Below are 26740 nucleotides of genomic sequence, written 5' to 3' on the forward strand. Positions count from 1 at the left end.
TCGTTCAGGCGGAGGGCAGAGAGGAGGGCGTGGGCAGCGGGAACGGCACCGCGCCGGAGCGCAGCAGCTGCCATCCTCCGGCACCCTCCCAGGCCAGAACGGTGCTGGCCTGCCCGCTGGCCGGCGGCCAGGGCAGCGGGCCCAGCAGGGCCAGCTGCGGAAAGAAGGCGGCAGCTTCGACCGCCGTGGTGGCGGCAGGCTCACCGGAGGGGTTGGCACTCGTGGTGGCCAGCGGGCCGGTGAGCTGCAACAGCTCCCGGGCCGCAGCACAGGCCGGGATGCGCAGACCCAGGCTGCCGCGGCCGGGGTTGAGGGCCTCGGCCAGCGGCCCCTGAGCCGGCAGCACCAGGGTGAGGGCACCGGGCCAGCCGCGGCCGGCCAGGGCCAGCCACTCCGGCTTCCAGGGCAGCCCCAGCAGCGGCTGAAGCTGCTCGATGCCGGCCCCCATCAGAATCAGGGGCTTCTCCTGGGGACGTCGCTTCAGCTCCCAGATCTGAGCGGCATGGCGGGGCAGGGCCGCCAGCGCCGGCAGGGTGTCGGTTGGCATCAGCCCTGCCTCGCCGGCCAGCAACCGGGCGGCCAGTTCGTGGGGGGGACAGACCTGGTGCTGCAGGGGCGCTGAGGTCATGGGAGTGGCCTCCGGGCGGAGGCAAAGCGCAGCACCCCCTCCAGATCCCGGTGGGCCTGCACCTGCTGCAGACCCGCCTGGCGGAGCAGCCCCAGCACCGCCCCGCTCTGGTCATGGTGGTGCTCCAGCACCAGGACGCCGCCGGGGGCGAGGGCCTGAGCGCCCCCCCGGGCGATGGTGCGGAGGGACCCGAGACCATCAGGGCCGCCGTCGAGGGCCAGGCGGGGCTCGTGATCGCGCACCCCAGGTTCGAGGCCGGCCCACACGGCGCTGGGGATGTAGGGCGGGTTGGCCAGCACCAGGCCCAGGGCGCCCCACCACGGCTGCAGGGGATCCCACCAATGGCCCTGCAGCAACCTCACCCTGGGCTGCGCCCCCACGGTTTTGAGGTTGGCTTCGGCCTGCTGCAGCGCCTCTGGGCTGAGGTCCACGGCCAGACCGCTGGAGCCAGGCCAGAGGCCCGCCAGCGCCGCAGCCAGGCAACCGGAGCCCGTGCCGAGATCAGCCCAGAGGGCCGGCGGAGCGGCGGCCAGCCCCCCAGCCAGCTCCACCAGGAGCTCCGTCTCCTGGCGGGGGATGAGCACACCTGGCCCCACCTTCAGCTCCAGGTCGCGCCAGGGGCAGAGGCCCAGGAGGTATTGCAGAGGCTCACCGCCAGCCAGATGGCGCTGCCACAGCGCTTCGAGGCTGGCCACCGGGCAGACCAGCTGCACGGGACGGGCCGGATCCAGATGCAGGCGCTGCAGTTCGCGCCAGGGCAGACCGCCAGCCAGATCCAGCAGCCAGTCGAAATCGGCCCTGCGGCCTCCCTGGGCCAGACAGCGGCGGCGCCAGGAGAGCAGGTCGTGGGCCGACCAGGAGCGCGCACCCATGGGCTGCTGGCGGGAGGGGCTCTGAGTGGCAAGGCCGCGCAGCATGGCCCCAGCCTAAAGGCGGCGCCAGTGGAGGCCTGGCTCGGCGCGCACCACACCGGCCAGCTCGAGGCTGAGCAGCCGAGCGGCGAGCTGGGCGGCGCTCTGGTCAAACGTGAGGCAGAGCTGCTCCAGGGAGGCCCCTCCCTCCAGGGCTTGCAGCAGCGCCGCCTCGGGGTGGGCCTGGGAGGCGACCCCGCGGGGCCCAGCCGACCCCCCTGCCGGGCCAGGGCCCAGCTGGCGGATCAGGTCGGCGGGTTCGAGCAGGGCCGAGGCTCCCTGGCTGAGCAGGCGGTTGCTGCCCCGGGCCGAGAGCCGTGCGGCATCGGCGGGCACCACCCACAGCGGCAGCTGCTCCTGCCAGGCCAACCGCGCCGAGTGCAGCGCCCCGCTGGGCTCGGGGCACTCCACCAGCACCACGGCCCTGGCGAGAGCCACCTGGAGGCGATTGCGGGCGGCGAAGTGACCACGCTGCACAGCGGCTCCTGGAGGCTGCTCGCTCAGCAGCAGGCCCTGGGCCGCCACCTGGCCCTGCAGGGCGCCGTGGTGGCGGGGGTAGACCCGCTCCAGCGGCGTGCCCAGCACCCCCACCGGCAGGCCTCCTGCGGCCAGACATCCCCGGTGGGCCGCCGCATCGATGCCCTCCGCCAGCCCGCTCACCACGGGCCAGCCCGCCCGCGCCAACGCAGCCCCCAGGGCTTCGGCCATCGCCAGGCCATGGCGCGATGGCCGCCGCGTGCCGAGCACCGCCACCCCCTGGCGCCTGGCGAGCCAAGGCCAGAGCGAGCCCCGCCCGCGCCAGTGGAGCGCCAGCGGGGGGCGCTCCAGCTGCGTCATCGCCTCCGGATAGCTGGGGTCACCCGGCACCAGCAGCCTGTGGTCTGCTGGCAGACGCCCGCTCTCCAGCGGATCAGCCCCCCAGCGCCGCCGGAACGCCTCCAGGCCGGCCAGCCAGGCCTCCCCCATCCCCGGCATCGCGGCAAAGGCGGCGGCTGGAGCCTCCCAGGCCCTGGCCAGGGTGCCGAATCTCGCCTCGATCGCCCGCAGCCGCACCCAGCCGACGCCAGGGCATGAGGCCCACAGCAACCACCAGCGCCGTCGCGCCTGCCCCCAGGCCGGCTCTGCCCGGCAAGACTCCAGGGCCCGAGCCCCTCGCAGGCACTCCCTAAGACCTTGCTGCGAGGGCGATCCTTGCCGCGAGGGCGATCCCAGCCGCGATGGCGAACCCTCGCCGGAGCGCCCAAGCGGCAACCGGGCCAGCGTTCCCATGACGATCAGTACATCTGTACCAATGCTAGGCCCTCAGGTCGCTGGCGGCCCTCGCCGCAGGGCCGCCAGCGCCACCTCCAGATCGGCTGGCAGGCCGCGGCACACACGCCGCGCCAGACCCGCGGCCCCATCCACCAACACCAGCTCCACTGCGGCTGTGGCCGCCACCCTCCCATCAGGGGCCAGGAACCAGCTGCGCCAGGGGATCCGCACGCCTCGGCGCGCCTCCACCACACTGGCCAGCTGGACGCTGTCGCCGTGCCGCAGGGCCTGGCGGTAATCGATCGAGAGGGCCACCACCGGCAGTTCCAGGCCACGGGCCGCGAGGGCGCTGTAGGCCAGGCCAGCCGCCACCAGGGCCTCCACCCGCGCCTCCTCCAGCCAGGCCACGTAGGCGCCATGCCACATCACGCCGGCATGGTCGGTGTGCTGGGGCAGAACCCGGCGCTGGAGCACCCAGGCGTTGGGCTCTATCAAGGTCTGCATGGCGGCAGCCTCGTGCTCGGCAAACCGCCATAGGCTGCCTGAAAGCCCACCGCAGCACCCGTGTTTCGCAACGTTCTGATCGCCGATTCCGGCAAAGGCCACGTCGAGGAAATGGTGCGGATGCTCCGCGACATCCCCGTGGTACGCCAGGCACGCCTCAACCTCCTGCACGTGGTGCCGGAGCAGGCGGGAGCCAATTTCCAGGAGCACTGGCAGGAGGCCGCCGGCATCGTGGCCGCCGCCGTGGGCCGGCTGCAGCTTGACCCCAGCGAAGTGAACACGATCATTCGCCAGGGGGACACCAAACAGACCGTGCTGCTGGTGGCCGAGGAGCTCAACGCCGATCTGATCGTGATGGGGTCGAGGGGCCTGAGCCGGCTGCAGTCGATCCTCAGCAACAGCGCCAGCCAGTACGTGTTCCAGCTCTCGACCAGGCCGATGCTGCTGGTGCGCGACGACCTCTACGTGCGCCATGTGAACAAGCTTCTGGTGGCCATCGATGGCACCGGCGTGGGCGACGACGCCCTCAAGCTGGCCTGCGAACTGGTGCGGGAGATTCCCGGCGGCAGCCTCACCGGAGTGCATGTCACCCGCCAGGATCTGACCCCGTCGCGGGGGGGGCGCTCACCTGCCGATGAGGTGCTGGATAGGGCCGTACAACGGGCCCGGGGCCTGGGGGTGACGCTTCAACCGCTGCATCGCACCGGCGACGTGGGGCGCACCGTGTGCAGCGCCGCCGAGGACATCAAGGCCGATCTGGTGGTGATCGCCTCCCAGGATCGACGCCCCGTGGTGGCCAAGGCTCTGGTGGATCTCGACCGTCTGCTGGGCAGCTCCGTGAGCGATTACATCCGGGTGCATGCACCGGCACCGGTGCTGCTGGTGCGGGAGCCGGAACAGGGATAAGTGCTGAGGGCCCCGTTGGCATGCGGGGCCTGAGGACAGCAGTCGGGAGGTTCAGCCGCGCTGACGGCTGCTGGTCTGGATGTAGAGCACCAGCAGGAACACGGTGGGAACCAACACGAACATCAGGCTGGCAACAAAGCCGAGATCGTTGGTTTCCATGGATGAGCTGAGGTTTCACCGGAGGGTATCACCGGCGATCGGGCCCCTCTCAGGGGCCTTCACCGGCCGTTGCACCGCGATCCGCGCCCAGGTCGGCGGCGTCTGCGGCGGCGACGTCCACTGCATCGGGCTTCGGATCGGGGCCGGCCTCCTTCTGGCTGGCGGCAGGGGGCTCGGGCCAGGTCGTGGGTCCAGGCGGCAGCGGTGAGGCCATGGCGGCCGCCTGGCGGCGGTCCTTGTCGGCCAGACCCACCTGGGGCCGGGTGATCACCACCAACGACTGCTGCACCAGGGTCTGGCAGGCCAGCCGCCAGTTGCCCGGGCGGCGCTTGAGCTTCTGGTCTTCCACCGGGGTGCGCCCCGTGAGGGCCTGAGTTGCCTGGCCCTCGGGGACTTCCACGAAGCAGGTGATGCACTGGCCGCAGCCACCACAGTTGCCCAGGGCACCCTTGAGCCCGTAGAGCTGAACCCCTTCGCGCAAAGCCACCTCCCGGAGGTTCTCGCCCGGGTAGCACTCCACATCACGCTCCTCTCGCAGGAACCGGATCACGGGCATCAGAGCTGGCGCAGCAGGCCCCATTCTGGGCCGCGCCGTTGCGGTCCGTAACCAGCGCCGCGCCGGAGGCGTGCCCACCCTTACGATCGCCCAACCCACCCAGAACGACTCCCCATGGGACTGCCCTGGTATCGGGTGCACACGGTCGTGATCAACGACCCGGGCCGACTGTTGGCCGTGCACCTCATGCACACCGCGCTGGTGGCCGGCTGGGCCGGCTCCATGGCGCTCTATGAGCTTGCGATCTTCGATCCATCCGACCCGGTGCTCAACCCCATGTGGCGCCAGGGGATGTTCGTCATGCCCTTCATGGCCCGCCTTGGGGTCACCGGCAGCTGGGGTGGCTGGAGCATCACCGGTGAAACCGGGGTGGACCCTGGCTTCTGGAGCTTCGAGGGCGTAGCCGCCGCCCACATCATCTTCAGCGGCCTGCTCTTCCTGGCCGCCATCTGGCACTGGACCTTCTGGGATCTCGAGATCTGGCAGGACCCCCGCACCGGCGAACCCGCCCTCGACCTGCCGAAGATCTTCGGCATCCACCTGCTGCTGGCTGGCCTCGGCTGCTTCGGCTTCGGCGCCTTCCACCTCACGGGCGTCTTCGGCCCGGGGATGTGGGTGAGCGATGCCTACGGCATTGCCGGGCATCTGGAGCCCGTACAACCCTCCTGGGGACCTGAGGGCTTCAACCCCTTCAACCCCGGCGGCATCGTGGCCCACCACATCGCCGCCGGCATCGTGGGCATCATCGCCGGCATCTTCCACATCACCACCCGACCGCCGGAACGCCTCTACAAGGCCCTGCGGATGGGCAACATCGAAACGGTGCTGGCCTCGGCCATTGCTGCCGTGTTCTTTGCCGCCTTCGTGGTGGCCGGCACCATGTGGTACGGCGCTGCCGCCACCCCGGTGGAGTTGTTCGGCCCCACCCGCTTCCAGTGGGACCAGAGCTACTTCAAGGCTGAGATCAGCCGTCGGGTGCAGACCGCCCTCGACAACGGTGCCTCCATGGAGGAGGCCTACGGTTCCATCCCCGAGAAACTCGCCTTCTACGACTACGTCGGCAACAGTCCCGCCAAGGGCGGCCTGTTCCGTGTGGGCCCGATGGTGAACGGCGACGGCCTGCCCACCGGCTGGCTCGGCCACATCTCCTTCACCGACAAGGAGGGCCGCGACCTGCAGGTGCGCCGCCTGCCCAACTTCTTCGAGAACTTCCCCGTGGTGCTCGAAGACCAGGACGGCATCGTCCGGGGCGACATCCCCTTCCGCCGGGCTGAAGCCAAGTACTCCTTCGAGCAGACCGGCATCACCGCCACGGTCTATGGCGGTGCCCTGAACGGCCAGACCTTCACCGATCCGGCCGCTGTGAAACGGCTGGCCCGCAAGGCCCAGCTTGGTGAGGCGTTCGAGTTCGACCGCGAGACCTACAACTCCGACGGCACCTTCCGCAGCTCACCCCGCGGCTGGTTCACCTTCGGCCATGCCACCTTCGCCCTGCTGTTCTTCTTCGGCCACATCTGGCACGGTGCCCGCACCCTCTACCGCGACGTGTTCGCCGGGATCGATCCCGATCTGGGCGACCAGGTGGAGTTCGGCCTGTTCCAGAAGCTGGGCGACAAGTCGACCCGCCGCCTGCCGGAGGGCTACGTGCCCCCGGCCGGCTCCACCCTCAGCTGACCCGGGAGTCACCCCATGGAGAGCTTCGCCTACATCCTGATCCTGGCCCTGGCCCTGGCCACCCTCTTCTTTGCGATCGCCTTCCGCGATCCGCCGAAGATTGGCAAATAGACCCTGGTTTCATTGATCTCATCAGCCTTCGAGCTGGCCTCGCCCCTGACTCCGTCAGGGGCTTTTTGCTGCTCAGCCCTTCTCAAGGGCGGATCGGCTGCTTAAACTTCTCAAACCCAGCGCGGAATTTCGGGGATGCAATGCCCCTCCTGCCAACACACCGACAGCCGGGTGCTCGAATCACGGGCCGCAGACAGCGGCAGGAGCGTGCGGCGACGCCGCGAATGTCTGAACTGTGAGTTCCGTTTCACCACCTATGAACGGGTGGAAACGGTGCCCATCACCGTGGTGAAGCGCAACGGCAGCCGTGAAACCTTCAACCGCGCCAAGCTGCTGCACGGCTTGCTGAGAGCCTGTGAAAAAACCGGACTCGAGCCAGCACGGCTGGAGCTGGTGGTGGACGAGATCGAGCTGCAGCTGCAGCAGCGCTCCTGCCGGGAAGTGACCAGCGCCGACATCGGCGAGCTGGTGTTGCAGCAACTGGCCGAGATGAGCGAAGTGGCCTACGTGCGCTTTGCCTCGGTGTACCGGCAGTTCCAGGGCATCAGCGATTTTGTGGCCGCTCTCGAGCGGCTCAATCGCCGCGCCAGCAAGGCCACGCAGCTGGCGGCGATCGGCTAGGCCTCCCGGCCCCGTTGATACAGTGATGGATCGCGACGTACCGCTGGCGGGCGGGCGCGTCGATCCCTTCACCCTGCCTCGGGCAGACCGCCACTTCTCCATGACCGTGACCCCTTCCGACATCAGCAGCACTGAGGCCGCCGATCTCGCCGTTGCCGCTGAAGCGGCCGACGATCTCGACCTCGCCATTCCGGAAGAGGTCCCGACAGCGGACGACCCGAGCAGCCGCGCCGCCACCCGTGACCTCGACGGCGTGGGCTTCACGCTGGATGAGTTCGCGGCCCTGCTCAGCAAGTACGACTACAACTTCAAGCCTGGCGACGTCGTCAACGGCACCGTGTTCGCCCTGGAATCCAAGGGCGCGATGATCGACATCGGGGCCAAGACGGCCGCCTTCATGCCCCTGCAGGAGGTGTCGATCAACCGGGTGGAGGGTCTCAGCGATGTGCTGGAGCCCGGCGAGATCCGCGAGTTCTTCATCCTCAGCGAGGAGAACGAAGACGGCCAGCTCACCCTCTCGATCCGCCGCATCGAGTACCAGCGTGCCTGGGAGCGGGTGCGCCAGCTGCAGAAGGAAGACGCCACCATCTACTCCGAGGTGTTCGCCACCAACCGCGGTGGTGCCCTGGTGCGGGTGGAGGGCCTGCGGGGCTTCATCCCCGGCAGCCACATCAGCACCCGCAAGGCCAAGGAAGAGCTAGTGGCCGATTTCCTGCCCCTCAAGTTCCTGGAGGTGGACGAGGAGCGCAACCGCCTGGTGCTCAGCCATCGCCGCGCCCTGGTGGAGCGCAAGATGAATCGCCTCGAGGTGGGCGAAGTGGTGCTGGGCACCGTGCGCGGCATCAAGCCCTACGGCGCCTTCATCGACATCGGCGGCGTGAGTGGCCTGCTGCACATCTCCGAGATCAGCCACGAGCACATCGAAACGCCCCACACGGTGCTGAATGTGAACGACCAGATGAAGGTGATGATCATCGACCTCGATGCCGAACGCGGTCGCATCTCCCTCTCCACCAAGGCCCTGGAGCCGGAACCCGGCGACATGCTCACCGACCCCCAGAAGGTGTTCGACAAGGCGGAGGAGATGGCCGCCCGCTACAAGCAGATGCTGCTCGAGCAGGCTGAAGACAACGAGCCCATGGGTGTCACCGTCGACTGAGCCCAGCCACCGTGGCCCTGCTGCTGCTGAGGGGTGAACCGATCGGGGAGGTGGACGCCGTGCTGTTCGACAAGGACGGCACCCTCTCGATCAGCGAGCCCATGCTCCATGCCCTGGCCACGGCCCGGGTGACACATGGACTGAAGCTTCTGGGAGAGCGCCATGGCCCGCTGCATGCCAGGCAAGGATCCCGCGCCAGAGAACTGCTGGAGCAGGCCTACGGATTGCGGGGCCAGGGCATCGATCCAGCCGGCACCACGGCCGTGGCCTGCCGCGAGCACAACCTCATCTCCACGGCCACGGCCCTGACCCAGGTGGGTCTCGGTTGGCCGGAGGCGCTTGAGCTCAGCCAGGAGGTCTTCACCGTCACCGACCACCTGCACGGCCAGGGCAGCGCCAGCCCTCCAGGAGCCAGCCCAGGGCTGCACGGGTTGGTGCAGCGGCTGGCCGGAGCCGGGCTGCGCTGCGCCGTGATCAGCAACGACGACCAGGCCGGCATCGAGGCCTTTCTGCTGAGCCAGGGGATGCGACCGCACTTTCAGGCCAGCTGGAGCGCCGAGCACACCCCTCGCAAACCCGACCCCGCCGCCGTGCTGGGCCTCTGCGAAGCCCTGGGGGTGGAACCGGATCGCTGCGCGCTGATCGGCGATGCCAACAGCGACCTGCGCATGGCCCGCAGCGCCGGCGTCGGCGTGGTGCTGGGCTACCTGGCGGGCTGGAGCAGCCCACCTCCCCTGGATCCCTCCTTCCCCCAGCTCAGCCACTGGGCTGAGCTGGGCGCGCGCCAGGGTGACGCAATCACGCCATAAGCTGGTGCCCCCAAAGGCCCCATGCCATGAGCCGGTATGTGTTCACCTCGGAGTCGGTGACCGAAGGTCATCCCGACAAGATCTGTGACCAGGTGAGCGACGCCGTGCTTGACGCCCTGTTGCACCAGGATCCAGCCTCCCGGGTCGCTTGCGAAACAGTGGTCAACACCGGCCTCTGCCTGATCACCGGCGAGGTGACCACGACGGCCCGGGTGGACTTCAACAGCCTGGTGCGGGACGTGATCAGCCGGATCGGCTACAGCGGTGCCAGAGCGGGCGGCTTCGATTCCCACAGCTGTGCCGTGCTGGTGGCCCTGGATCAGCAGTCGCCCGACATCGCCCAGGGCGTCGATGAGGCCGACGACCACGCCGGCGATCCCCTCGACAAGATCGGGGCCGGCGACCAGGGCATCATGTTCGGCTACGCCTGCAACGAGACGCCCGAACTGATGCCGCTGCCGATCAGCCTGGCGCACCGTCTGGCCCGCCGGCTGGCGGCAGTGCGTCATGACGGCAGCCTTCCTTACCTGCTGCCGGATGGAAAAACCCAGGTGAGCGTGGTGTACGAGAACGACGTTCCCGTGGCCATCGACACGATCCTGATCTCCACCCAGCACATCCCCGAAATCGATGGCATCAGCGACGAGAAGGGGCTGCGTGAGCGCATCGCCGCCGATCTCTGGACCGAGGTGGTGCTGCCAGCCACCGCCGATCTGGACCTGAAGCCGAGCCGGGAAGCCACCCGCTTCCTGGTGAACCCCACCGGCAAGTTCGTGGTGGGAGGCCCCCAGGGGGATGCGGGCCTCACCGGGCGCAAGATCATTGTTGACACCTATGGCGGCTATGCCCGCCACGGCGGCGGCGCCTTCTCCGGCAAGGACCCCACCAAGGTCGATCGCTCCGCTGCCTATGCCGCCCGCTATGTGGCCAAGGCCCTGGTGGCAGCTGGGCTGGCCCGCAAGGTCGAAGTGCAGCTGAGCTACGCCATCGGCGTTGCCAGGCCGGTGAGCATCCTGGTGGAGAGTTTCGGCACCGGCAGCCTCAGCAATGCCGACCTCACCGCCCTGGTGCAGGAACATTTCGACCTGCGTCCAGGCGCCATCATCGAAACCTTCGCGTTGCGCGATCTTCCCCAGCAGCGCGGCGGCCGCTTCTACCAGGACGTGGCGGCCTACGGCCACTTCGGGCGCACCGATCTGAACCTTCCCTGGGAGAACGTCGACGGCATCGCCGCCACCCTGAAGGAGGCCAGCCAGGGCGCCAGTTCACCTAGCGGCGAGCGCAGCGCCGTCGCCGCAGCGGCCTGAGCCTGGCCGGCCGAATCGGGATGGCTGGCGTGCCCAGCCCCTGCGCCCTTGGCCTGGACCTGGGCAGCAGCGGCCTGCGGCTGGCCGCTTGCAACGCCAGCGGCGATCTGCTGGCTGAGCAAGCCGCCGCCTATCCCGTTGCCTTCAGCGATCCCACCAGCTGGCGCGAGGGTCTGGTGGACCTCTGCGCCCGTCTGTCGCCCGAGCTGCGCGCCAGCGTGGGCGCCATCGCCATCGACGGCACCTCCGGCACCCTGCTGCTCTGCCACCGGGACGGCAGCCTGCTGGAGGGTGCCCTCGGCCAGGCCCTCTCCTACGCCACGGCCTGCCCCGAGCAGGTCCGCAGAGCCCGGCAGCTGAGTGAGGGCGACGACAGGGCAGACGCCTCCAGCGATGGGGCGGCCGCCTCCCCTGCCGCCAGTGCCAGCGGCAGCCTGGCCCGGGCCCTGCGGCTGCTGGAGGCCGCCCCGGCCCCCGGGGCTGAACTGCTGCTGCGCCATCAGGCCGACTGGCTGATGGGCTGGCTGCTGGCGGACTGGCGCTGGGGCGAAGCCACCAACAACCTTCGCCTGGGCTGGGATCCCCTGCACTGGCGCTGGCAGGGCACCATCGCCTTCCAGCCCTGGAGCCCAGCCCTGCCGAGGATCTGCGCCAGCGGCAGCGTGCTCGGCCGCCTCGCCGCCGCCACTGCCCACAGCCTGGGCCTGCCGGCCAGCTGCCAGGTGGTGGCCGGCAGCACAGACGCCAATGCCGCCGTGCTCGCGGCCGCTCCAGGCCCCGGCGATGGAGTGGCCGTGCTGGGCACCACCCTGGTGCTGAAGCAGTTCTGCAGCCAGCCCCTGCAGGGCCCTGGCCTCAGTTGCCACCGGGTGGCCGGCCGCTGGCTGGTGGGAGGCGCCTCCAACAGCGGCGCCGGCGTGCTGGGCCAGTTCTTCAGCCCGGCTCAACTGGCCGAGCTGAGCCGCCAGATCGACCCCTCACGGCCCACAGGCCTGGAGCTGCGGCCCCTGCCCGGGCGCGGTGAGCGCTTCCCCGTGGACGACCCCGACCTGGAGCCGATCCTGGGGCCCAGGCCCGTGAGTGACGTGCACTTCCTCCAGGCGTTGCTGGAGGGATTGGCGGCGATCGAGCAGGCCGGCTGGCAGAGGCTGTCCAGCCTGGGGGCACCCCCGCTCCAGCGGGTGATCAGCCTCGGCGGCGGCGCCCGCAATCCCCAGTGGCGGCGCCTGCGCCAGCAGCGCCTTGGGGTGCCCGTGCTCAACCGGCCTGGCCTGTCAGCCGCCCTGGGCATGGCAAGACTGGCTGCATCCACCCTCAAGCCAACTCCCGAACTCCGATGAACGACCGTCTGCGCACCTGGATCTCCATGGGCCTGTTCGTGCTGCTGGCGGGCTACGTGAGCTTCAGCGCCATCCGGCTGGGCCTGCTCCTGTGGCAGCGCTTCGCCGCCGGCTAGAAGCCCCAGAATCAGATCACCCGCCCTGACCCCCATGGCCGCCGACCCTCTCACCGCCGCCGTGAGCGATCGGATCTGCAAGCACATGAACGACGACCATGCTGAAGCGGTGCTCAGCTATGCCCGCCACTACGGCGGGGTGGCCGACGCCAGCGAGGCCCGCATGCTCGCGGTTCAGCCCGAAGCGATGCAGCTCGACGTGGACGGCCGCAGCATTGAGGTGGCCTTCGACCACACCCTCACCGACAGCGAAGACGCCCACCGCACCCTGGTGGCGATGCTGCGGGCCATGCCCCAGCAGGCGCCAGGCTGACGCCAATGGGGCAAAGCTGAAACCGTGTCGAGCCGTAGGGCGATGGTTGCAGGGTTCTGGGCTGACCTGGGGGAACTGCTGCCCCTGGAGTGGCTGGTGCGCGACCCCAGCCGCCCAGCAGGGGGCGCCGCCGGGGCCTGGACGCTGGAGGCAGCTCCCCTTCACGGCAGCGAGCCCCTGGCCTGGTGGTCTGCCGGGCTCTACGACGGTGCCCTGCGCCGCCACCTGCTGGGGCTGCGCCGTGAGTTGCAGCCTCAGGGATTGCTGCCCCTGGTGAGAACACTGGCGGAGGCACTCCGGAGCGATTCAGGCCCGGCGCCGGGCAGGGAGCATCCCCTGCTCGTTCCCATCCCCAGCTGGAAGAGTCGGCCCAATCCCCTGCCGCCCTTGCTGGCGAAGCAGCTCTCGAGCCAACTCCGCTGGCCCGAGGCGCCCCTGCTCGCCCGAAGCCGGCCTGTGCTTGGTCAGCACCGCCTCAACAGGGAGCTGCGCTGGGCCAACCAGGAAGGTGCCTTCCATTGCGCGATTCAAGCCCGGGGGGATCGCCGTGGCCGGCGCCCGCTGATGCTGCTCGATGACATCCTCACCACCGGAGCCACGGCGTGTCACGCCGCGGCAGCCCTCGAAACCGCCGGCTGGCGCGTCCTGGGCCTGGCCTGCCTGGCTCGCACCCCAGAGCGTCGGGGGTCGTGATCTAAGATCCCTGGGTCGCGAAGGCGACGGGCCGGGATAGCTCAGTTGGTAGAGCAGGCGACTGAAAATCGCCGTGTCCCCAGTTCAAATCTGGGTCCTGGCATTTCAATCCTGGAAGTGCAAACCTGTCAGCGCATCCCTGGCCTCGCAGCAGCAGCATCTGAACAGGGAGCTTGCTGAAAACCCCGGTCTTGCCTTCTCCTCTGCGTGGCGCGTTTCTTGGGCGCCCACCCTCCCCCACCATGCGCGAGCCCCCAGGCAGCTTCCCCCAGGTGTTCGACAACGCCGATAGTTTTGCTCAGGCCTTCGATGAAGCCTGGTTCAAGCTGGCCAACCAGACATCAAGCCTGGATCAACCCCGCGAAGCCCGCCTCGCCGCTGTGCTCGAGGCCGTCGCCGACCATCCGTTCCGCCGCTCATCACCTGAGCTGGCCGAGCAGGTGGCGCAGTTCCGGCTCAGACTGCTCGGCCTCTGAGGCCGCTTTGCATGGCTCTGGCCAGGGCACGTTCGGGTCTTAACTTGACGGCCAACGAGTTGAGCCACGGGAGTTGAGCGAGCGCACCACGGACGACAGCGGCATGGGCGAGCACGGCACGGGTGCCAGGGGCACCGACGCCGCCGGCGCCCTGACTCGGTTGGTGCAGCTGCTCAGTGCCGGCTTCAGCAACCAGCAGCAGGCCTTCGACAACCCCCCCCTCTATGCCCACATCCTGGTGACGCTGCGGCCCCTGCCCCAGCTCGCTCCGGGCTCGCTGCTGCTGGAGCAGAGCTACGCCATCAATCCAGGCGTGCCCTACAGAATCCGGGTGCTGCGGGCCGAACGCCAGGGCGACGCTCTGGTGATCCACAACCAGGCCCTCGCCGACGACCAACGCTTCTGGGGCGCGGTGGACGACGAGGCACGGCGCAACCGCATCAGCTCCTCCGACCTGGTGCCGCTGGAGGGGTGTGCCTACATGGTGCGCCAGGAAGCCGCGGGATTCGTCGGCGAAGTGGAGCCTGGCTGCCGCTGTCTGGTGGAGCGCAAGGGGCAGACCACGTACCTTGTCAGCCGCTTGGAGCTCGATGCCACAGGAATGCGCACGATCGATACGGGCCACGACCCCGGCTCCCATGCCCAGGTCTGGGGCTCGCTCGCCGGCCCGTTCCAGTTCAGCCGCACGGCTGACTACAGCCACGAGATTCCCACTGCCTGGTACGAGGCCTTCCGGATCTGACGCCGATCAGGCCGGCACGTCATCCATGAAGGGCTGCTCCAGCTCTTCGGGGAAAGGGCCGTCGATGGCCATCAAGGGGGGGGGCAGACTCAGGGAACGAGGCATGCGGGCCGGGGCTGTGGGCCAGCTGCAGCAGCTGTTCCAGGTGGCTCAGGCGCTGTTCGGTCTGATCGAAGCGCAGCTTGCGCAGGGCGTCTTGGTGCTCGTCTTCCCGATCGGAAGCCTCCACCAGGGGCTCCAGCCGCTGCTGCTGAACGGACACCTTCTCCTCCAGCTCCAGAAGCCGGAAGGTGATGGCTTCCACCAGCTCCGAGAGGGTGTTGAGCTGATGGGCCAGTCGATCGATCGCCGGAGCAACCCTGGCGGTCGGCTCGGGGCAGGCTCGGAGTGAAGGATCAGGATGGCCAGCTGGATCGCCCATCGCCCCTCCGTGCGGGTTGGTTGCGGGTTGGTATGGCGGTGCGCCACAGCCCTGGAGCCCAGGCGTCGCCTGGCCGGATGGTATCTGGATCAGGCGCGGGCGCCAGGGGCAAACTTTGTAACGATTGTGAAAGGCTGGCGGTGGGCCTGCCGGTGGCCCATAGGATCTGCCCATGCAGCCGTTGGCAGCGTCGCCTTAAGGTGGCCCGCCCTGCCAGGCCGCCTGGTCTGCCCAGGCGGTCCAACGGCCACGTCGCGTTTCCTCCCCCCCGGCCCGAAGCCCATGACCCTCGCCAACGCTGCCTACCTGGGCATTGAGCGTTTCGCCAACGACAGCGCCAAAGAGAACTGGACCAACGCCTCCGAGAACGACAAGGCGCTCCTGATCCGCGCGGTCTACCGCCAGGTGCTGGGCAACCAGTACGTGATGAAGAGCGAGCGGCTCACAGGGCCTGAATCCCTGTTCAAGCGTGGCTACCTCAGCATCCGGGAATTCGTGCGCCAGGTGGCCAAGAGCGGCCTGTACAAGCAAAAGTTCTTCGAGAACTGCAACCCTTACCGCTTCATCGAACTCAACTTCAAGCATCTGCTCGGCCGAGCTCCTCAGAACAAGGCCGAAATGCTCCATCACTTCACCATCCTGCAGGAGCAGGGATTCGACGCCGAGATCGACTCCTACATCGACAGCGCTGAATATCAGGAACGCTTCGGCGAAGAGGCTGTTCCCTACCTGCATGGCTTCAACTACAACTCCGGCCAGCAGGGGCTGCAGTTTTCCTACATGCTGCAGCTCACCCGCGGCGTAGGTGCCTCCGTCCGCGGCGACCTGCTCAAGACCCAGTCCCGGCTCAATCCTGCCGTCCATACCGAGCAGCCGATGCCGGTGGTCAGCCCCAACGCCAAGGGCGCTGTGTTCCGCAAGGTCACCAGTGATGGGGTCACCCGCCAGGGCGTGGGTTCCGGAGAGGAAGGCCGCACGTTCAGGGTGGAAATCACCGGATTCAACAACTACAGACTGCACAAGCGCAGCAACCGGGTGCGCTTCATTCCCTTCAACAAACTGCTGGAATACCAGCAACAGATCCACCGTGAGGGTGGTCGGGTCGCCAGCATCACGCCGGTGAACTGAAACGCGCTTTGACGCGAGCCTCGTTCGTTTTCCCTTTCACTCCTTCGCCCGAAACACCATGAAGGTTTCTGCAGGTAGCCGCGGCACCAGCTTCACCAGCAGCCGTCAGGTCACGTTCACCGTCACCGGTCTTGCCAACAACGATTACTCGCGTACGGCAGACATGACCATGAATGTGCCCTACACCAGAATGAACGAAACCATGCGACTCGTTCAGCGGCTGGGTGGCAAGATCACCGGCGTCAGCGTCAATGGCGGCGACCTCGTCGGCACGGGCAAGGTGGCACCAGCCCGCAAGAAGGCGAAGTCAAAGGCCGAAGGCTGAACCCAGCTTCAACACCAAGCAGGTCCCACCAGTGGTTCCCACCATGGGGTGAGCCACGGATTCGGTTCATTGGAATGTTCCGCCCCCAACCGGGGGCTTTTTCATGGCCAGATCATGGCTCGGCAGACCAGGAGACGATGACCGTTTGTTAATTGGCGAGACGCCTGCCGCAGGGCCAACCAACAATGGTCAAGTCAAGTTGACAGGTGCCCGGCGTTGCCGGGCGACGGACAACCTGGCCATCTCTATCAACCCTCCCCGACATTTCGTCGCGACCAGGAGCTCTCCCCATGTTCGACGCCTTCACCAAGGTTGTAGCCCAGGCTGATGCCCGGGGCGAATTCATCAACGCCGGCCAGATTGATGCCCTCGCTGCCATGGTGGCCGAGAGCAACAAGCGCATGGACACGGTGAACCGCATCACCTCCAACGCTTCCAAAATCGTCACCAACGCTGCTCGCGATCTCTTCGATTCGCAGCCCGCTCTGATCGCCCCCGGCGGTAACGCCTACACCCATCGCCGCATGGCTGCCTGCCTGCGCGACATGGAGATCGTTCTCCGCTACGTCACCTACGCCATCTTCACCGGCGATGCTTCCGTCCTGGAAGATCGTTGCCTCAATGGCCTCCGCGAGACCTACCTCGCCCTCGGCGTCCCCGGCGCTTCCGTCGCAGAAGGCATCCGCAAGATGAAGGACGCCGCCATCGGCATCGCCAACGACCGCAACGGCATCACCCCAGGCGACTGCGCCGCCCTCATGAGCGAAGTCGGCACCTACTTCGATCGCGCTGCTGCCGCCGTCGGCTGATCGCCTCGGCCCTCTCTTCTCTTGAACTCACCCGCCTCCACGCGGGTTCACCTTCTCCTTCTCTCTCACCATGAAGACTCCCCTCACCGAGGCCGTCGCCGCCGCTGATTCCCAGGGCCGCTTCCTCTCCAACACCGAGCTCAACGCCGCCTTCGGTCGCTTTGAGCGCGCTGCCAACGCCCTCAGCGCCGCCAAAACCCTCACCGCCAAAGCCGATGAGCTGGTGAACGGTGCCGCCCAGGCCGTCTACAGCAAGTTCCCCTACACCACCCAGATGCAGGGCAGCAACTACGCCTCCGATTCACGCGGCAAGGCCAAGTGCGCACGCGACATCGGCTACTACCTCCGCATGGTCACCTACTGCCTCGTCGCTGGTGGCACCGGCCCCATGGATGAGTACCTCGTCGCCGGTCTCGATGAGATCAACCGCGCCTTCGAGCTCTCCCCCTCCTGGTACGTCGAGGCCCTCTCCTACATCAAGGCCAACCACGGCATCTCCGGCGACCCCGGCGTCATCGCCAACAACTACATCGACTACGCCATCAGCGCCCTCGTCTGATTCCTGCTCAGGACTCAGCCGCAACCGCAACCCAAACATCCCTTCCCCCCCAAAGGGGGGATCGGCTTCCTCGCCCCCATCTGGGGGCTTTTGCTTGGCCACACTCCAAACGGGCTTCCAGGCAGAGAGGCGGTCAGCCGGGCCACGAGGGCGGGGACGCCGGGGGAGCAATCCGCCCGCAGGGCGGGGGCTGTGAAGATTGCCTTAGGGCTTGAGTGATAAGCCTGAACCACCCATAGGCTTTCTCGACATGCGCCGGCGTTTCGGCGCAGCCTCCCTCAGCCAGCCGCCATGACCCTCGTCAACGCCTCTCACCTCGGAATCGAACGCTTCAGCGGTGATCGCAACAAAGAGAACTGGAGCGTCAGCTCCCAACAGGACAAGGCCAGCCTGGTGCGGGCTGTCTACAGGCAGGTACTGGGCAATCAATACATCATGGACAGCGAAAGGCTCACACAGCCGGAATCGCTGTTCAGGCACAACTTATTGACCGTGCGCGAGTTTGTGCGGCAAGTGGCCAAGAGCGGCCTCTACCGCAGCAAGTTCTTTGAGAACTGTAATCCCTATCATTTCATTGAGCTGAACCACAAGCATCTGCTGGGGCGGGCTCCCAACGACAAAGCAGAAATGCTGCACCACTTCACAATTCTCCAGAACGAAGGTGTTGATGCGGAAATCGATTCCTACATCGACAGCCCTGAGTACCAGCAACGCTTCGGCGAAGAGGTTGTTCCCTTCGTGCATGGCTGGGACTACTCCAGCGGTCAGCAGGGCCGGCAGTTCTCCTGGCTGATGCAGCTCGCCCGTGGCGTGGCCGCCTCGGTGAAGGGCGACACCTCGGGCACCAACTTCCGCCTGGGCAAAGCGCTTCACCAGGATCGGGCCGTGCCGGTGGTGAGCCCTAACGCCAAGGGAGCCGGCTACCAGCCCACCCAGGTGCCGAACGAATCGATCACCAGCATGGCCCGCGGCATCGGCCAGAAGGCTCGGGTGTACCGCATTGAGGTCACCGGGCTCACCAACTACCGCCTGCACAAGCGCGCCAGCACCGCCCGCTTCGTGACCTTCGACAAGATGCTGGAAACCCAGCAGATGATTCACCGCCAGGGCGGCCGCGTGGCCAGCGTGACACCGGTCAACTGAGCCGACTGCAAGGGCGGGGCCAGGCCAGGGGCTCCAGGGGTTGGGGACTGGGAAAAGGGCTGAGGGTGATCACCGCGGTGACCATTCGTAAAGCTGGCTCCCGCTCCCGGCCCCTCTCCCCAACAATGGACAGGTGTTTTGGCCTCCGTGCCTGCAACGCCACCTCAACCGCGGCAGTGACCCACCCCTCACCGCATGCCGGTTGGCTTCCTTTGCAGCCGCAACGCCTGGTGCCCCAACTTCCCCACCGCCCGAAGTCACCCAGAAGCTTCGGGCCATGGAGAGCGCGGGCAGAGCGGAGCTCTCCAGGCTGATCTGGTCAGGCCTGACCCATACCACCACTGTCCGACACTTCGTCGCCAATCAGGAGTTTTACCCATGTTCGACGCCTTCACCAAGGTTGTAGCCCAGGCTGATGCCCGGGGCGAATTCATCAACGCCGGCCAGATTGATGCCCTCGCTGCCATGGTGGCCGAGAGCAACAAGCGCATGGACACGGTGAACCGCATCACCTCCAACGCTTCCAAAATCGTCACCAACGCTGCTCGCGATCTCTTCGATTCGCAGCCCGCTCTGATCGCCCCCGGCGGTAACGCCTACACCCATCGCCGCATGGCTGCCTGCCTGCGCGACATGGAGATCGTTCTCCGCTACGTCACCTACGCCATCTTCACCGGCGATGCTTCCGTCCTGGAAGATCGTTGCCTCAATGGCCTCCGCGAGACCTACCTCGCCCTCGGCGTCCCCGGCGCTTCCGTCGCAGAAGGCATCCGCAAGATGAAGGACGCCGCCATCGGCATCGCCAACGACCGCAACGGCATCACCCCAGGCGACTGCGCCGCCCTCATGAGCGAAGTCGGCACCTACTTCGATCGCGCTGCTGCCGCCGTCGGCTGATCGCCTCGGCCCTCTCTTCTCTTGAACTCACCCGCCTCCACGCGGGTTCACCTTCTCCTTCTCTCTCACCATGAAGACTCCCCTCACCGAGGCCGTCGCCGCCGCTGATTCCCAGGGCCGCTTCCTCTCCAACACCGAGCTCAACGCCGCCTTCGGTCGCTTTGAGCGCGCTGCCAACGCCCTCAGCGCCGCCAAAACCCTCACCGCCAAAGCCGATGAGCTGGTGAACGGTGCCGCCCAGGCCGTCTACAGCAAGTTCCCCTACACCACCCAGATGCAGGGCAGCAACTACGCCTCCGATTCACGCGGCAAGGCCAAGTGCGCACGCGACATCGGCTACTACCTCCGCATGGTCACCTACTGCCTCGTCGCTGGTGGCACCGGCCCCATGGATGAGTACCTCGTCGCCGGTCTCGATGAGATCAACCGCGCCTTCGAGCTCTCCCCCTCCTGGTACGTCGAGGCCCTCTCCTACATCAAGGCCAACCACGGCATCTCCGGCGACCCCGGCGTCATCGCCAACAACTACATCGACTACGCCATCAGCGCCCTCGTCTGATTCCTGCTCAGGACTCAGCCGCAACCGCAACCCAAACATCCCTTCCCCCCCAAAGGGGGGATCGGCTTCCTCGCCCCCATCTGGGGGCTTTTGCTTGAACTCCGCTACGGGGCGGCTTCCCTGTTCCCGGGCGCGAGGACGCCTGGCGGACAGCCGTCACCCGTACTGCCATCATCAGATCCAGCTCTCCCCCCCTTCCGCGGGGACGCGTTCCATGGCCGCACCCCCCAGGGCAGCCCCAGCCGGGGAGCCGATCAGCGAAGCCGAGGCCCTGGCGCGCCTGCGCCAAGGCGCTGACCCCTCACAGCAGTACTACGCCGCCTGGTGGGTGGGCCGCATGCGCTGCGGCCACCCCGACACCATCCCCCTGCTGCAGCAGGCCCTGCGCCAGCGACGGCCACGGGACCCAGGGGCAGGGGTGGAGGAGAACGCCGTGGCCCGCAATGCGGCCCGCTCCCTCGGGAAGCTTGCTCCCGCCTCAGCTATCGCCATCCCCGACCTGCTCGACACCCTGGAGGATGCCGACCACGGGCTGCGGGAAGCCGCCGCCCGCGCCCTCGGCGAGATCGGCGCCGTGGAGGCCGTGGAGGCCCTCTGCCAGCGTCTGGCCAGCGGCCCGGAGAGCGCAGGAGCCCAGGAGCCTGGCAGCCCCCGGCTGCAGGAGCCCTGCGAAGCCCTGCTGGAGGCCCTGGGCGAGATCGGCGTGGCCCGGCCTGAGGTGATCGCCGTGATGCGGCCCTTCATCGATCACCCCCGCCCCCTCGTGCGCAGCGCCGCCGCCCGCAGCCTGCTGCAGCTGAGCGGCGACCCCTGCTGGGGTGAGCTGCTGGTGGAGCTGCTGGGCCATCCCCAGTTGCAGGTGCGGCGGGCTGCCCTGATGGACCTGGGCGCCGCCGGCTGGCGGCCGGCCCTGGCCGCGATCAGTGCCACCCTGGCCGAAAACAGCCTCAAACTGATCGCCCTGCGGGGTCTGGTGGAACGGGGCCAGGGCGAGCCGGGTGAGCTGGCCCTGTTCGCCAGCATGGACGCCCTGCTGTGAGCGGCATGAACGGCGCCATCCAGCCCCAGACCAGCCCTGAGCTGGACCAGCTGATCGAGGCGGTGGAGCGGGCCGACAGCAGCCTGGCCCTGGCGCAGGCCACCCGGGCCCTGGCCAGCCACAGCGATCCCCAGGCCGCGGCCACCCTGGTGAAGGTGCTCGGCTTCAACAACCCCGGCGCAGCCGTGGCCGCCGTGGAAGGGCTGGTGAGCATCGGCGAGGGGGCCGTGGAAGCCCTGCTCCAGCTCGATGCCGAGAACTACGGCGCCCGGGCCTGGGCGGTGCGGGCCCTGGCGGGGATCGGCGACATCCGCGGCCTGGAGCTGCTGATCGAAGCGCTGGGCACCGACGTGGCCGCCAGTGTGCGGCGCGCTGCCGCCCGGGGCCTGGGCCAGCTGGAGCTGGCGGCGTTGCCACCGGAGCGGGCCCTGGCCGTGCAGCAGCAATGCCTTCAGGCGCTGCTGGCCGCCAGCGTGGATGGCGAGTGGGTGGTGCGCTACGCGGTGGCGGTGGGGCTGGAAACCCTGGCGGCAGGCCTGCCAGCGGCATCTGAGCCCCTGCAGCAATGCCTGGACGGCCTGGGCAGGCTGACGCTGGACGAGGCCGGCAATCCTCCGGTGGTGCGCCAACGGGCCGCATTGGCCCTGCAACGGCTGAGCACACCGTGACCCCCCCTCAACCCACCCGGGTGCTGTTCGTCTGCCTGGGCAACATCTGCCGCTCCCCCGCCGCCGAGGGGGTGTTCCTGCATCAGCTGGCCCTCGAGCAGCTCCAGGATCACTTCCTGGTCGACTCCGCCGGCACCGGCGGCTGGCATCGGGGCCACCCGCCGGACGAGCGCATGCAGGCGGCCGCCGCCAGACGGGGCATTCAGCTCACCAGTCGGGCCCGCCAGATCCAGCTCGCCGACATCAGCAGCTTCGATCACATCCTCACCATGGACGAGGACAACCTCGCCCAGGTGAGGGCCCTCAGCCAGCGGGTCCAATCCGGCTCGCAGCGGGCCCGCATCACTCCCCTCACCCGGTTCTGCCGGCAGCGCAAGGCCGCAGCGGTGCCCGACCCCTACTACGGCGGCCCCGAGGGATTTGAGCAGGTGCTCGACCTGCTGGAGGACGCCTGCGCGGGGCTGCTGGAGGCGCTGCGGCCCCGCTGAACCCGGCGGGCGGACCTCTCAGGGCGCCGGATCCGGCCAGGCGTCGTGGGGAATGCGCTGGCGAAACAAGTCCACCAGGGCCTCGATCACCGCCTCGATCGTCATGCCATCGGTGATCAGCTCCACGGCATCGCCGGCCCGGCAGAGGGGAGCGATGCTGCGGCTCGAGTCCTGGTGGTCGCGATCGGCGATCTGGGCCTCCAGCTCCGCCTGGGGCGGCACCACAAAGCCTCGCTGGGTCAGATCCTGGGCCCGGCGCCGGGCCCGCTCGGCCACCGTGGCGGTGAGGAACACCTTGAGGTCGGCGTCGGGGTACACGGCTGTACCGATGTCCCGGCCCTCGGCCACCAGGCCGCCACTGGCGCCCATCGCCTGTTGCTGGCCGGTGAGGGCCTCCCGGACGCAGGCGTGGGCCGCCACCACGGACACCTGGGCCGTCACCTCCGGGCTGCGGATCACTGCGGTGATGTCCTGCCCCCCCAGCAGCACCCGCTGCTCGGCACCACCAAGCAACTGCAGGTCGAGATCGAGCAGCAGGGGGGCCACGGCGGCGGCATCGGCCGGATCGGCCCCCTGCTGCCGCACCAACCAGGTGACGGCCCGGTACATCGCGCCGGTGTCGAGGTAGATCAGGCCAAGACGGCTGGCAAAGGCACGGGTCACGGTGCTCTTGCCAGCTCCAGCGGGGCCATCGATGGCGACGATCGGGGCGCGACTCATCAAGAAGGTGTGATCGATCAGGCGGGCAGATCCACAGCGGACTGCCGCCGCTAACAGGGTCAACCCTGCCACCCGGTGAACGGGCTTCAGGCTGTGGGCCTCCACCAAGGCGGTGTACTCCACATCGAGGCCACTCTGCTCCAGTCGCCGGCGCAACTCTGCAGCGGCTTCTGGGGTCGGCTCGCTGCCGCCCCTCAGCCCATCTCGAGCGATGGCCGTGAGCAGGGTGGGCAGGGCGGTCGCCCGGCGCTGCTCCTGGGCCGAGAGGTAGGCGTGACGCGAACTGAAGGCCAGGCCATCGGGCTGCCGCACCGTGGCACAGCCCTGCACGGTCACCGGCAGGCCGAGATCCCGCACCACCCGCCGCAGGATCACCAGCTGCTGCCAGTCTTTTTCCCCTAGCAGCAGCCGCTGGGGACGCACCAGGGCAAGCAGCCGCACCACCACCGTGGCCACGCCGGCGAAGTGGCCGGGGCGCCCGGGCGCGCACAGGCTCTGCAGCAGGCTCTGCGGCGGCTGGATGCGCGTGAGTTCGGCCTCTCCGCCTGGGAACAGCTCGGCAGGCTCCGGAGCGAACACAGCAGCCGCCCCAGCGGCTGCGGCAACGGCGCCGTCACGGGCCAGGTGCCTGGGGTAGCGGCTGAAGTCTTCGCCGGCTCCGAACTGCAGCGGATTCACGAACACGCTCACCAGAACCACCGGCAGGCCTTCTGCCCGGGGCTGGGCCGCCTGGGCGATCAGCGCCTCGTGGCCCCGGTGCAGCGCCCCCATCGTGGGCACAAAGTGGAGAGGCCCCCGCTGCTGCCGGCGCCAGGCCTCGAGCTCTTGGCGGGTTCTGAGCAGGGCCACGGAGGAGGGAGTCGACAGAACAAACCCCCCAGGCCCTGAATGGGCCCGGGGGGAAGCATCATCCTGGACATGACCCAGGCCGTTGAGCCGGGGGACGGGCCCAAGGCCGGATCTCAGCGCAGGACCCAGATCTCAGCGCAGCACTTCGAGCTTCACCGGAGCCAGGCCGGAGGACACCAGGCCCACCTCATGGGCGGCGCCGTGGGCGAGGTCGATCACCCGGTTGCCGACGAAGGGGCCGCGGTCGTTGATGCGCACCACCGTGGTGCGGCCGTTGCGCAGGTTCGTGACGCGCACCTTGGTGCCGAAGGGCAGGGTGCGGTGGGCGGCCGTGAGGGTGCCGGGGCGGAAGCGCTCACCATTGGCGGTGCGGTTGCCAAAGAAGCCAGGGCCATACCAGCTGGCCTGGCCCCGGATCACCTTGACCACACCGGGGTTGCTGGTGGCGATCCGAACGGACGGGGCAATCTCGTTGAGCCCCTCGAAGGGAGCCGGGGAGTACTCGCTGTCAAAGATGGCCAGACCCTGGGCCGGCTCGGCAGCGTTGAGGCTGCTGGGATCGACCGCCAGGGCGGGAGCAACAGCGCCTGCAGCCAGGGTGAGGGCCAGGGCCCCGAAGGAAAGAGTGCGACGCATAACAGGCGAAATCCGCTGCAGAACAGCAACCTGAATGAGGTTCGCAAGCATTGGTATCTCCCAGCTAAAGCTTTCAGCGGGAGCACGTAAGCCTGCGGAATTCCTGGACCGGAACAACAACTTCGCTAAATTAAGGGCAACCCAAGCCGGGTTTTGGCACTTTTGGCTACAAGGAATCTGATCAGAATTCATGATCAGAGCGCACTCGCAAGCCGCAGACTGGGATTGGGAGCTGTTCTGAGCCAGACAATCATCAGCCAATCCGATCAAGGCGATAAGCCCAGCTGATTCAAGCTTGTGCCGATCGCGCAACCGGCCAACCCCTCAGCCGGCCCATGCCTCGGCTGGGCCTGCCTGCGGCGCCCTGGCCGGCGGCATCGGAGGATCAGTGGCGTGAACGCGGGCTGAAAGCGATGGATTACCGCACTGCCGGGGTGGACGTGGTGGCCGGTCGCGCCTTTGTCGATCGCATCCGCAGCTCGGTGGAGGCCACCCGACGCCCCGAAGTGATGGGCGGGCTCGGGGGCTTCGGCGGCCTCTGCCGGCTGCCGGCCGGCCTCAAGGACCCCCTGCTGGTGTCAGGCACAGACGGCGTCGGCACCAAACTGGAGCTGGCCCAGGCCCACCAGAGCCACCATGGGGTAGGCCTTGACCTGGTGGCGATGTGCGTCAACGACGTGATCACCACCGGCGCCGAGCCGCTGTTTTTTCTCGACTACATCGCCACCGGCAAGCTCAGCCCTGAGGCGATGGCGGCGGTGGTGGAGGGCATCGCCGCTGGCTGCAGCCAGAGCGGCTGTGCCCTGCTTGGGGGGGAAACGGCGGAGATGCCCGGCTTCTACGGCCCAGGGCGCTACGACCTGGCCGGCTTCTGCGTGGCCGTGGTGGAGGCCGACGCCCTGATCGACGGCACCCGGATCAAGGCCGGCGACCGCATCGTGGCGATCGCCAGCAGTGGCGTCCACAGCAACGGGTTCAGCCTGGTGCGGCGCATCCTGGAGGCCAGCGGAGCCGGGGTCGACACCGCCCTGCCAGGCGCGGACCGCCCCCTGATCGACACCCTGCTCACCCCGACCCGCCTCTACGGCGCCCTGGTGAAGGCCCTGCTGGCCAGCGCCATCCCCGTGCGCGGCATGGCCCACATCACCGGCGGAGGACTGCCGGAAAACCTGCCCCGCTGCCTGCCCGCGGGGCTCCAGGCGGCCATCGATCCCGACAGCTGGCAGCGACCGGCCGTGTTCCGCTGGCTGCAGGAGGCCGGCGATGTGCCGGAGGCCGACCTCTGGAACACCTTCAACCTGGGGGTGGGGTTCTGCCTGGTGGTGCCGCCTGAGGCGCAGGAGCCAGCCCTGGCCTGTTGTGCCGCCACGGGATACGCGGCCTGGCCCGTGGGAGAGGTGCGGGCCGCAGACGATCCGAACGGCGCTCCAGGCGTGGCAGGGTTGCCACTCTGAGTGACACCAGCCGTCGCCGCCGCTGCGCTGGCAGATTGAGCCGGTCCGCTCCGCCTGCAGACCATCCGACTCCCCCTGTCCAAGGCATGAATGCATGAATAAGTCGCAACCTCCCTTCGCTTCCGGTTCCCGCATCACCCGACGCCGCAGCTCGGCCGGGCCGGTGCCACCGATTCGGCCAATCCGGCCGCGGGAGGGCCATGCCGGCACGATCCGCACTGGCCTGCGGCCCACCTTCCTCACCCTGCGCGACCACGGCAAGGTCTACGTGGCGGATCTGCCGCGGCTCTCCGACGGCCAGCTGGCCCATATCGACAAGGAGGCCCGCGAGGTGCTGGAGAGCCTGCTGCGGCGGCTGGCTGAACTGGAGGGCCAGCTCAGCCTCACCCAGACCGAACTCGACACCCGCATCCGGGCCAGCACCAAACGGGATGTGACCGAGCGGTTCATCCGCGCCATCGCCGAGGAACAGGAGCTGCGCCGCAACAATCCAGCCCTGCGGGCCGCAGCTGGGGAATCCCTGGCCCGGGCCTTCATGGAACTGGCCCGCCACCGTCTGCCGGGAGCCACCTTCGACTCCCTCCTCCAGGAGGCCCTGGAGGCCTGCGGCCCTGAGCTGGTCACTCAGGCAGCCCCCAGCAGGGCGACCGACAGCCGCGCCAGTGTGCCAGCCCCTGCCGATGGGGAGAGGCCCACGCCGGAGGTGCTGCCCGTGGTGCTCACTCCGGCGCCCTCCTCCTTTTGAGCGGCAGGATCAGTTTGAGCGGCA

33 protein-coding genes and 1 tRNA gene are annotated in these 26740 nt (G+C 68.3%); 25 read left to right on the forward strand and 9 right to left on the reverse strand.

The window, feature by feature from the left end; genetic code table 11:
* Nucleotides 1-4 precede the first annotated feature (4 nt).
* From CyaNS01_RS11750 to CyaNS01_RS11765, 4 genes are all read right to left on the reverse strand, one after another.
* Nucleotides 5-628: an L-threonylcarbamoyladenylate synthase gene (locus CyaNS01_RS11750; RefSeq protein WP_186697222.1), complete on the reverse strand. Its 624-nt coding sequence runs from the start codon at nt 626-628 to the stop codon at nt 5-7.
* Nucleotides 625-1545 carry a peptide chain release factor N(5)-glutamine methyltransferase gene (prmC, locus tag CyaNS01_RS11755; protein WP_370561528.1) on the reverse strand — a complete coding sequence of 307 codons (921 nt, stop codon included), beginning with the start codon at nt 1543-1545 and terminating at the stop codon, nt 625-627. Before prmC ends, CyaNS01_RS11750 begins: the two co-directional genes overlap by 4 nt.
* 9 nt (nt 1546-1554) lie before the next feature.
* Nucleotides 1555-2625, reverse strand: a complete 1071-nt coding sequence (locus CyaNS01_RS11760) for a DNA-processing protein DprA (protein ID WP_225875667.1) — start codon at nt 2623-2625, stop codon at nt 1555-1557.
* 216 nt (nt 2626-2841) lie between these two features.
* On the reverse strand, nt 2842-3294 hold the full coding sequence (locus CyaNS01_RS11765; RefSeq protein WP_186697224.1) for an acyl-CoA thioesterase: 453 nt from the start codon (nt 3292-3294) through the stop codon (nt 2842-2844).
* A gap of 60 nt (nt 3295-3354) precedes the next feature.
* Here CyaNS01_RS11765 and CyaNS01_RS11770 point away from each other — a divergent pair, with 60 nt between their 5' ends.
* Nucleotides 3355-4200 carry a universal stress protein gene (locus CyaNS01_RS11770; protein ID WP_186697225.1) on the forward strand — a complete coding sequence of 282 codons (846 nt, stop codon included), beginning with the start codon at nt 3355-3357 and terminating at the stop codon, nt 4198-4200.
* Nucleotides 4201-4251: 51 nt separating this feature from the next.
* On the opposite strand, the gene psbM is transcribed toward CyaNS01_RS11770, so the two are convergent.
* On the reverse strand, nt 4252-4359 hold the full coding sequence (gene psbM / locus CyaNS01_RS11775) for a photosystem II reaction center protein PsbM (protein ID WP_043368765.1): 108 nt from the start codon (nt 4357-4359) through the stop codon (nt 4252-4254).
* A 49-nt stretch (nt 4360-4408) separates the two neighbouring features.
* Nucleotides 4409-4915: a 2Fe-2S iron-sulfur cluster-binding protein gene (locus CyaNS01_RS11780; protein WP_186697226.1), complete on the reverse strand. Its 507-nt coding sequence runs from the start codon at nt 4913-4915 to the stop codon at nt 4409-4411.
* A gap of 114 nt (nt 4916-5029) precedes the next feature.
* On the opposite strand from CyaNS01_RS11780, the gene psbB reads away from it, so the two are divergent.
* The 12 genes from psbB (at nt 5030) to CyaNS01_RS11840 (ending at nt 14276) form a co-directional block, all read left to right on the forward strand.
* Entirely contained in the window at nt 5030-6589 is a 1560-nt protein-coding gene (gene psbB, locus CyaNS01_RS11785) for a photosystem II chlorophyll-binding protein CP47 (RefSeq protein WP_186697227.1), read from the forward strand.
* A gap of 15 nt (nt 6590-6604) precedes the next feature.
* Nucleotides 6605-6700 carry a photosystem II reaction center protein T gene (locus tag CyaNS01_RS11790; protein WP_186697228.1) on the forward strand — a complete coding sequence of 32 codons (96 nt, stop codon included), beginning with the start codon at nt 6605-6607 and terminating at the stop codon, nt 6698-6700.
* A gap of 135 nt (nt 6701-6835) precedes the next feature.
* Nucleotides 6836-7321, forward strand: coding sequence for a transcriptional regulator NrdR (gene nrdR, locus CyaNS01_RS11795; protein ID WP_186697229.1), 486 nt, complete (start codon nt 6836-6838; stop codon nt 7319-7321).
* A 100-nt stretch (nt 7322-7421) separates the two neighbouring features.
* A complete protein-coding gene (locus CyaNS01_RS11800) occupies nt 7422-8480 on the forward strand; it encodes a 30S ribosomal protein S1 (RefSeq protein WP_186700760.1) in 1059 nt (352 codons plus the stop codon).
* Between the two features lie 11 nt (nt 8481-8491).
* Nucleotides 8492-9289: an HAD family hydrolase gene (locus tag CyaNS01_RS11805; protein ID WP_186697230.1), complete on the forward strand. Its 798-nt coding sequence runs from the start codon at nt 8492-8494 to the stop codon at nt 9287-9289.
* A 26-nt stretch (nt 9290-9315) separates the two neighbouring features.
* The gene (gene metK, locus CyaNS01_RS11810; protein WP_186697231.1) at nt 9316-10596 is read left to right on the forward strand and encodes a methionine adenosyltransferase; all 1281 of its coding nucleotides are present in this window, start codon (nt 9316-9318) and stop codon (nt 10594-10596) included.
* A 20-nt stretch (nt 10597-10616) separates the two neighbouring features.
* Entirely contained in the window at nt 10617-11936 is a 1320-nt protein-coding gene (locus CyaNS01_RS11815; RefSeq protein WP_186697232.1) for an FGGY-family carbohydrate kinase, read from the forward strand.
* Between the two features lie 150 nt (nt 11937-12086).
* The gene (locus CyaNS01_RS11820) at nt 12087-12365 is read left to right on the forward strand and encodes a DUF2470 domain-containing protein (RefSeq protein WP_186697233.1); all 279 of its coding nucleotides are present in this window, start codon (nt 12087-12089) and stop codon (nt 12363-12365) included.
* A gap of 24 nt (nt 12366-12389) precedes the next feature.
* The gene (locus CyaNS01_RS11825) at nt 12390-13058 is read left to right on the forward strand and encodes a ComF family protein (protein ID WP_186697234.1); all 669 of its coding nucleotides are present in this window, start codon (nt 12390-12392) and stop codon (nt 13056-13058) included.
* 30 nt (nt 13059-13088) lie between these two features.
* Nucleotides 13089-13161 (forward strand) — tRNA-Phe (locus CyaNS01_RS11830).
* 139 nt (nt 13162-13300) lie between these two features.
* Nucleotides 13301-13534 (forward strand): hypothetical protein, encoded by a 234-nt coding sequence (locus CyaNS01_RS11835; protein ID WP_186697235.1) that lies wholly within the window; start codon nt 13301-13303, stop codon nt 13532-13534.
* Between the two features lie 103 nt (nt 13535-13637).
* Nucleotides 13638-14276, forward strand: a complete 639-nt coding sequence (locus tag CyaNS01_RS11840) for a chromophore lyase CpcT/CpeT (protein ID WP_186700762.1) — start codon at nt 13638-13640, stop codon at nt 14274-14276.
* Between the two features lie 19 nt (nt 14277-14295).
* On the opposite strand, the gene CyaNS01_RS11845 is transcribed toward CyaNS01_RS11840, so the two are convergent.
* Nucleotides 14296-14697, reverse strand: a complete 402-nt coding sequence (locus tag CyaNS01_RS11845) for a hypothetical protein (RefSeq protein WP_186697236.1) — start codon at nt 14695-14697, stop codon at nt 14296-14298.
* A gap of 282 nt (nt 14698-14979) precedes the next feature.
* On the opposite strand from CyaNS01_RS11845, the gene CyaNS01_RS11850 reads away from it, so the two are divergent.
* From CyaNS01_RS11850 to CyaNS01_RS11895, 10 genes are all read left to right on the forward strand, one after another.
* Nucleotides 14980-15825 carry a phycobilisome rod-core linker polypeptide gene (locus CyaNS01_RS11850; RefSeq protein ID WP_186697237.1) on the forward strand — a complete coding sequence of 282 codons (846 nt, stop codon included), beginning with the start codon at nt 14980-14982 and terminating at the stop codon, nt 15823-15825.
* 58 nt (nt 15826-15883) lie between these two features.
* The gene (locus CyaNS01_RS11855) at nt 15884-16150 is read left to right on the forward strand and encodes a phycobilisome linker polypeptide (RefSeq protein ID WP_186697238.1); all 267 of its coding nucleotides are present in this window, start codon (nt 15884-15886) and stop codon (nt 16148-16150) included.
* Nucleotides 16151-16440: 290 nt separating this feature from the next.
* Nucleotides 16441-16959: a phycocyanin subunit beta gene (locus tag CyaNS01_RS11860; protein ID WP_186697239.1), complete on the forward strand. Its 519-nt coding sequence runs from the start codon at nt 16441-16443 to the stop codon at nt 16957-16959.
* A gap of 70 nt (nt 16960-17029) precedes the next feature.
* Complete coding sequence (gene cpcA, locus CyaNS01_RS11865; RefSeq protein WP_186697240.1) at nt 17030-17518, forward strand: phycocyanin subunit alpha; 489 nt, start codon at nt 17030-17032, stop codon at nt 17516-17518.
* A gap of 291 nt (nt 17519-17809) precedes the next feature.
* The gene (locus tag CyaNS01_RS11870; protein WP_186697241.1) at nt 17810-18661 is read left to right on the forward strand and encodes a phycobilisome rod-core linker polypeptide; all 852 of its coding nucleotides are present in this window, start codon (nt 17810-17812) and stop codon (nt 18659-18661) included.
* A gap of 378 nt (nt 18662-19039) precedes the next feature.
* Entirely contained in the window at nt 19040-19558 is a 519-nt protein-coding gene (locus CyaNS01_RS11875) for a phycocyanin subunit beta (protein ID WP_186697239.1), read from the forward strand.
* A 70-nt stretch (nt 19559-19628) separates the two neighbouring features.
* Complete coding sequence (cpcA, locus tag CyaNS01_RS11880; RefSeq protein WP_186697240.1) at nt 19629-20117, forward strand: phycocyanin subunit alpha; 489 nt, start codon at nt 19629-19631, stop codon at nt 20115-20117.
* Between the two features lie 214 nt (nt 20118-20331).
* Nucleotides 20332-21156 carry a HEAT repeat domain-containing protein gene (locus tag CyaNS01_RS11885; RefSeq protein WP_186697242.1) on the forward strand — a complete coding sequence of 275 codons (825 nt, stop codon included), beginning with the start codon at nt 20332-20334 and terminating at the stop codon, nt 21154-21156.
* 5 nt (nt 21157-21161) lie between these two features.
* Nucleotides 21162-21824: a HEAT repeat domain-containing protein gene (locus CyaNS01_RS11890; RefSeq protein ID WP_186697243.1), complete on the forward strand. Its 663-nt coding sequence runs from the start codon at nt 21162-21164 to the stop codon at nt 21822-21824.
* Nucleotides 21821-22312 carry a low molecular weight protein-tyrosine-phosphatase gene (locus tag CyaNS01_RS11895; protein WP_225875668.1) on the forward strand — a complete coding sequence of 164 codons (492 nt, stop codon included), beginning with the start codon at nt 21821-21823 and terminating at the stop codon, nt 22310-22312. The genes CyaNS01_RS11890 and CyaNS01_RS11895 overlap by 4 nt, the downstream gene beginning before the upstream one ends.
* An 18-nt stretch (nt 22313-22330) precedes the next feature.
* Here CyaNS01_RS11895 and CyaNS01_RS11900 read toward each other — a convergent pair whose 3' ends face one another.
* A complete protein-coding gene (locus CyaNS01_RS11900) occupies nt 22331-23881 on the reverse strand; it encodes a bifunctional pantoate--beta-alanine ligase/(d)CMP kinase (protein WP_186697245.1) in 1551 nt (516 codons plus the stop codon).
* Nucleotides 23882-24013: 132 nt separating this feature from the next.
* Nucleotides 24014-24517 carry a septal ring lytic transglycosylase RlpA family protein gene (locus tag CyaNS01_RS11905; protein ID WP_186697246.1) on the reverse strand — a complete coding sequence of 168 codons (504 nt, stop codon included), beginning with the start codon at nt 24515-24517 and terminating at the stop codon, nt 24014-24016.
* Nucleotides 24518-24930: 413 nt separating this feature from the next.
* Between CyaNS01_RS11905 and purM the strand changes: the two genes are divergently transcribed.
* Both purM and CyaNS01_RS11915 read left to right on the forward strand, forming a co-directional pair.
* Nucleotides 24931-25971: a phosphoribosylformylglycinamidine cyclo-ligase gene (purM, locus tag CyaNS01_RS11910; protein ID WP_186697247.1), complete on the forward strand. Its 1041-nt coding sequence runs from the start codon at nt 24931-24933 to the stop codon at nt 25969-25971.
* Between the two features lie 94 nt (nt 25972-26065).
* Nucleotides 26066-26716, forward strand: coding sequence for a hypothetical protein (locus CyaNS01_RS11915; RefSeq protein WP_186697248.1), 651 nt, complete (start codon nt 26066-26068; stop codon nt 26714-26716).
* Nucleotides 26717-26740: the final 24 nt, after the last annotated feature.

This window comes from Cyanobium sp. NS01, from assembly GCF_014280235.1.
Lineage (GTDB): Bacteria > Cyanobacteriota > Cyanobacteriia > PCC-6307 > Cyanobiaceae > NIES-981.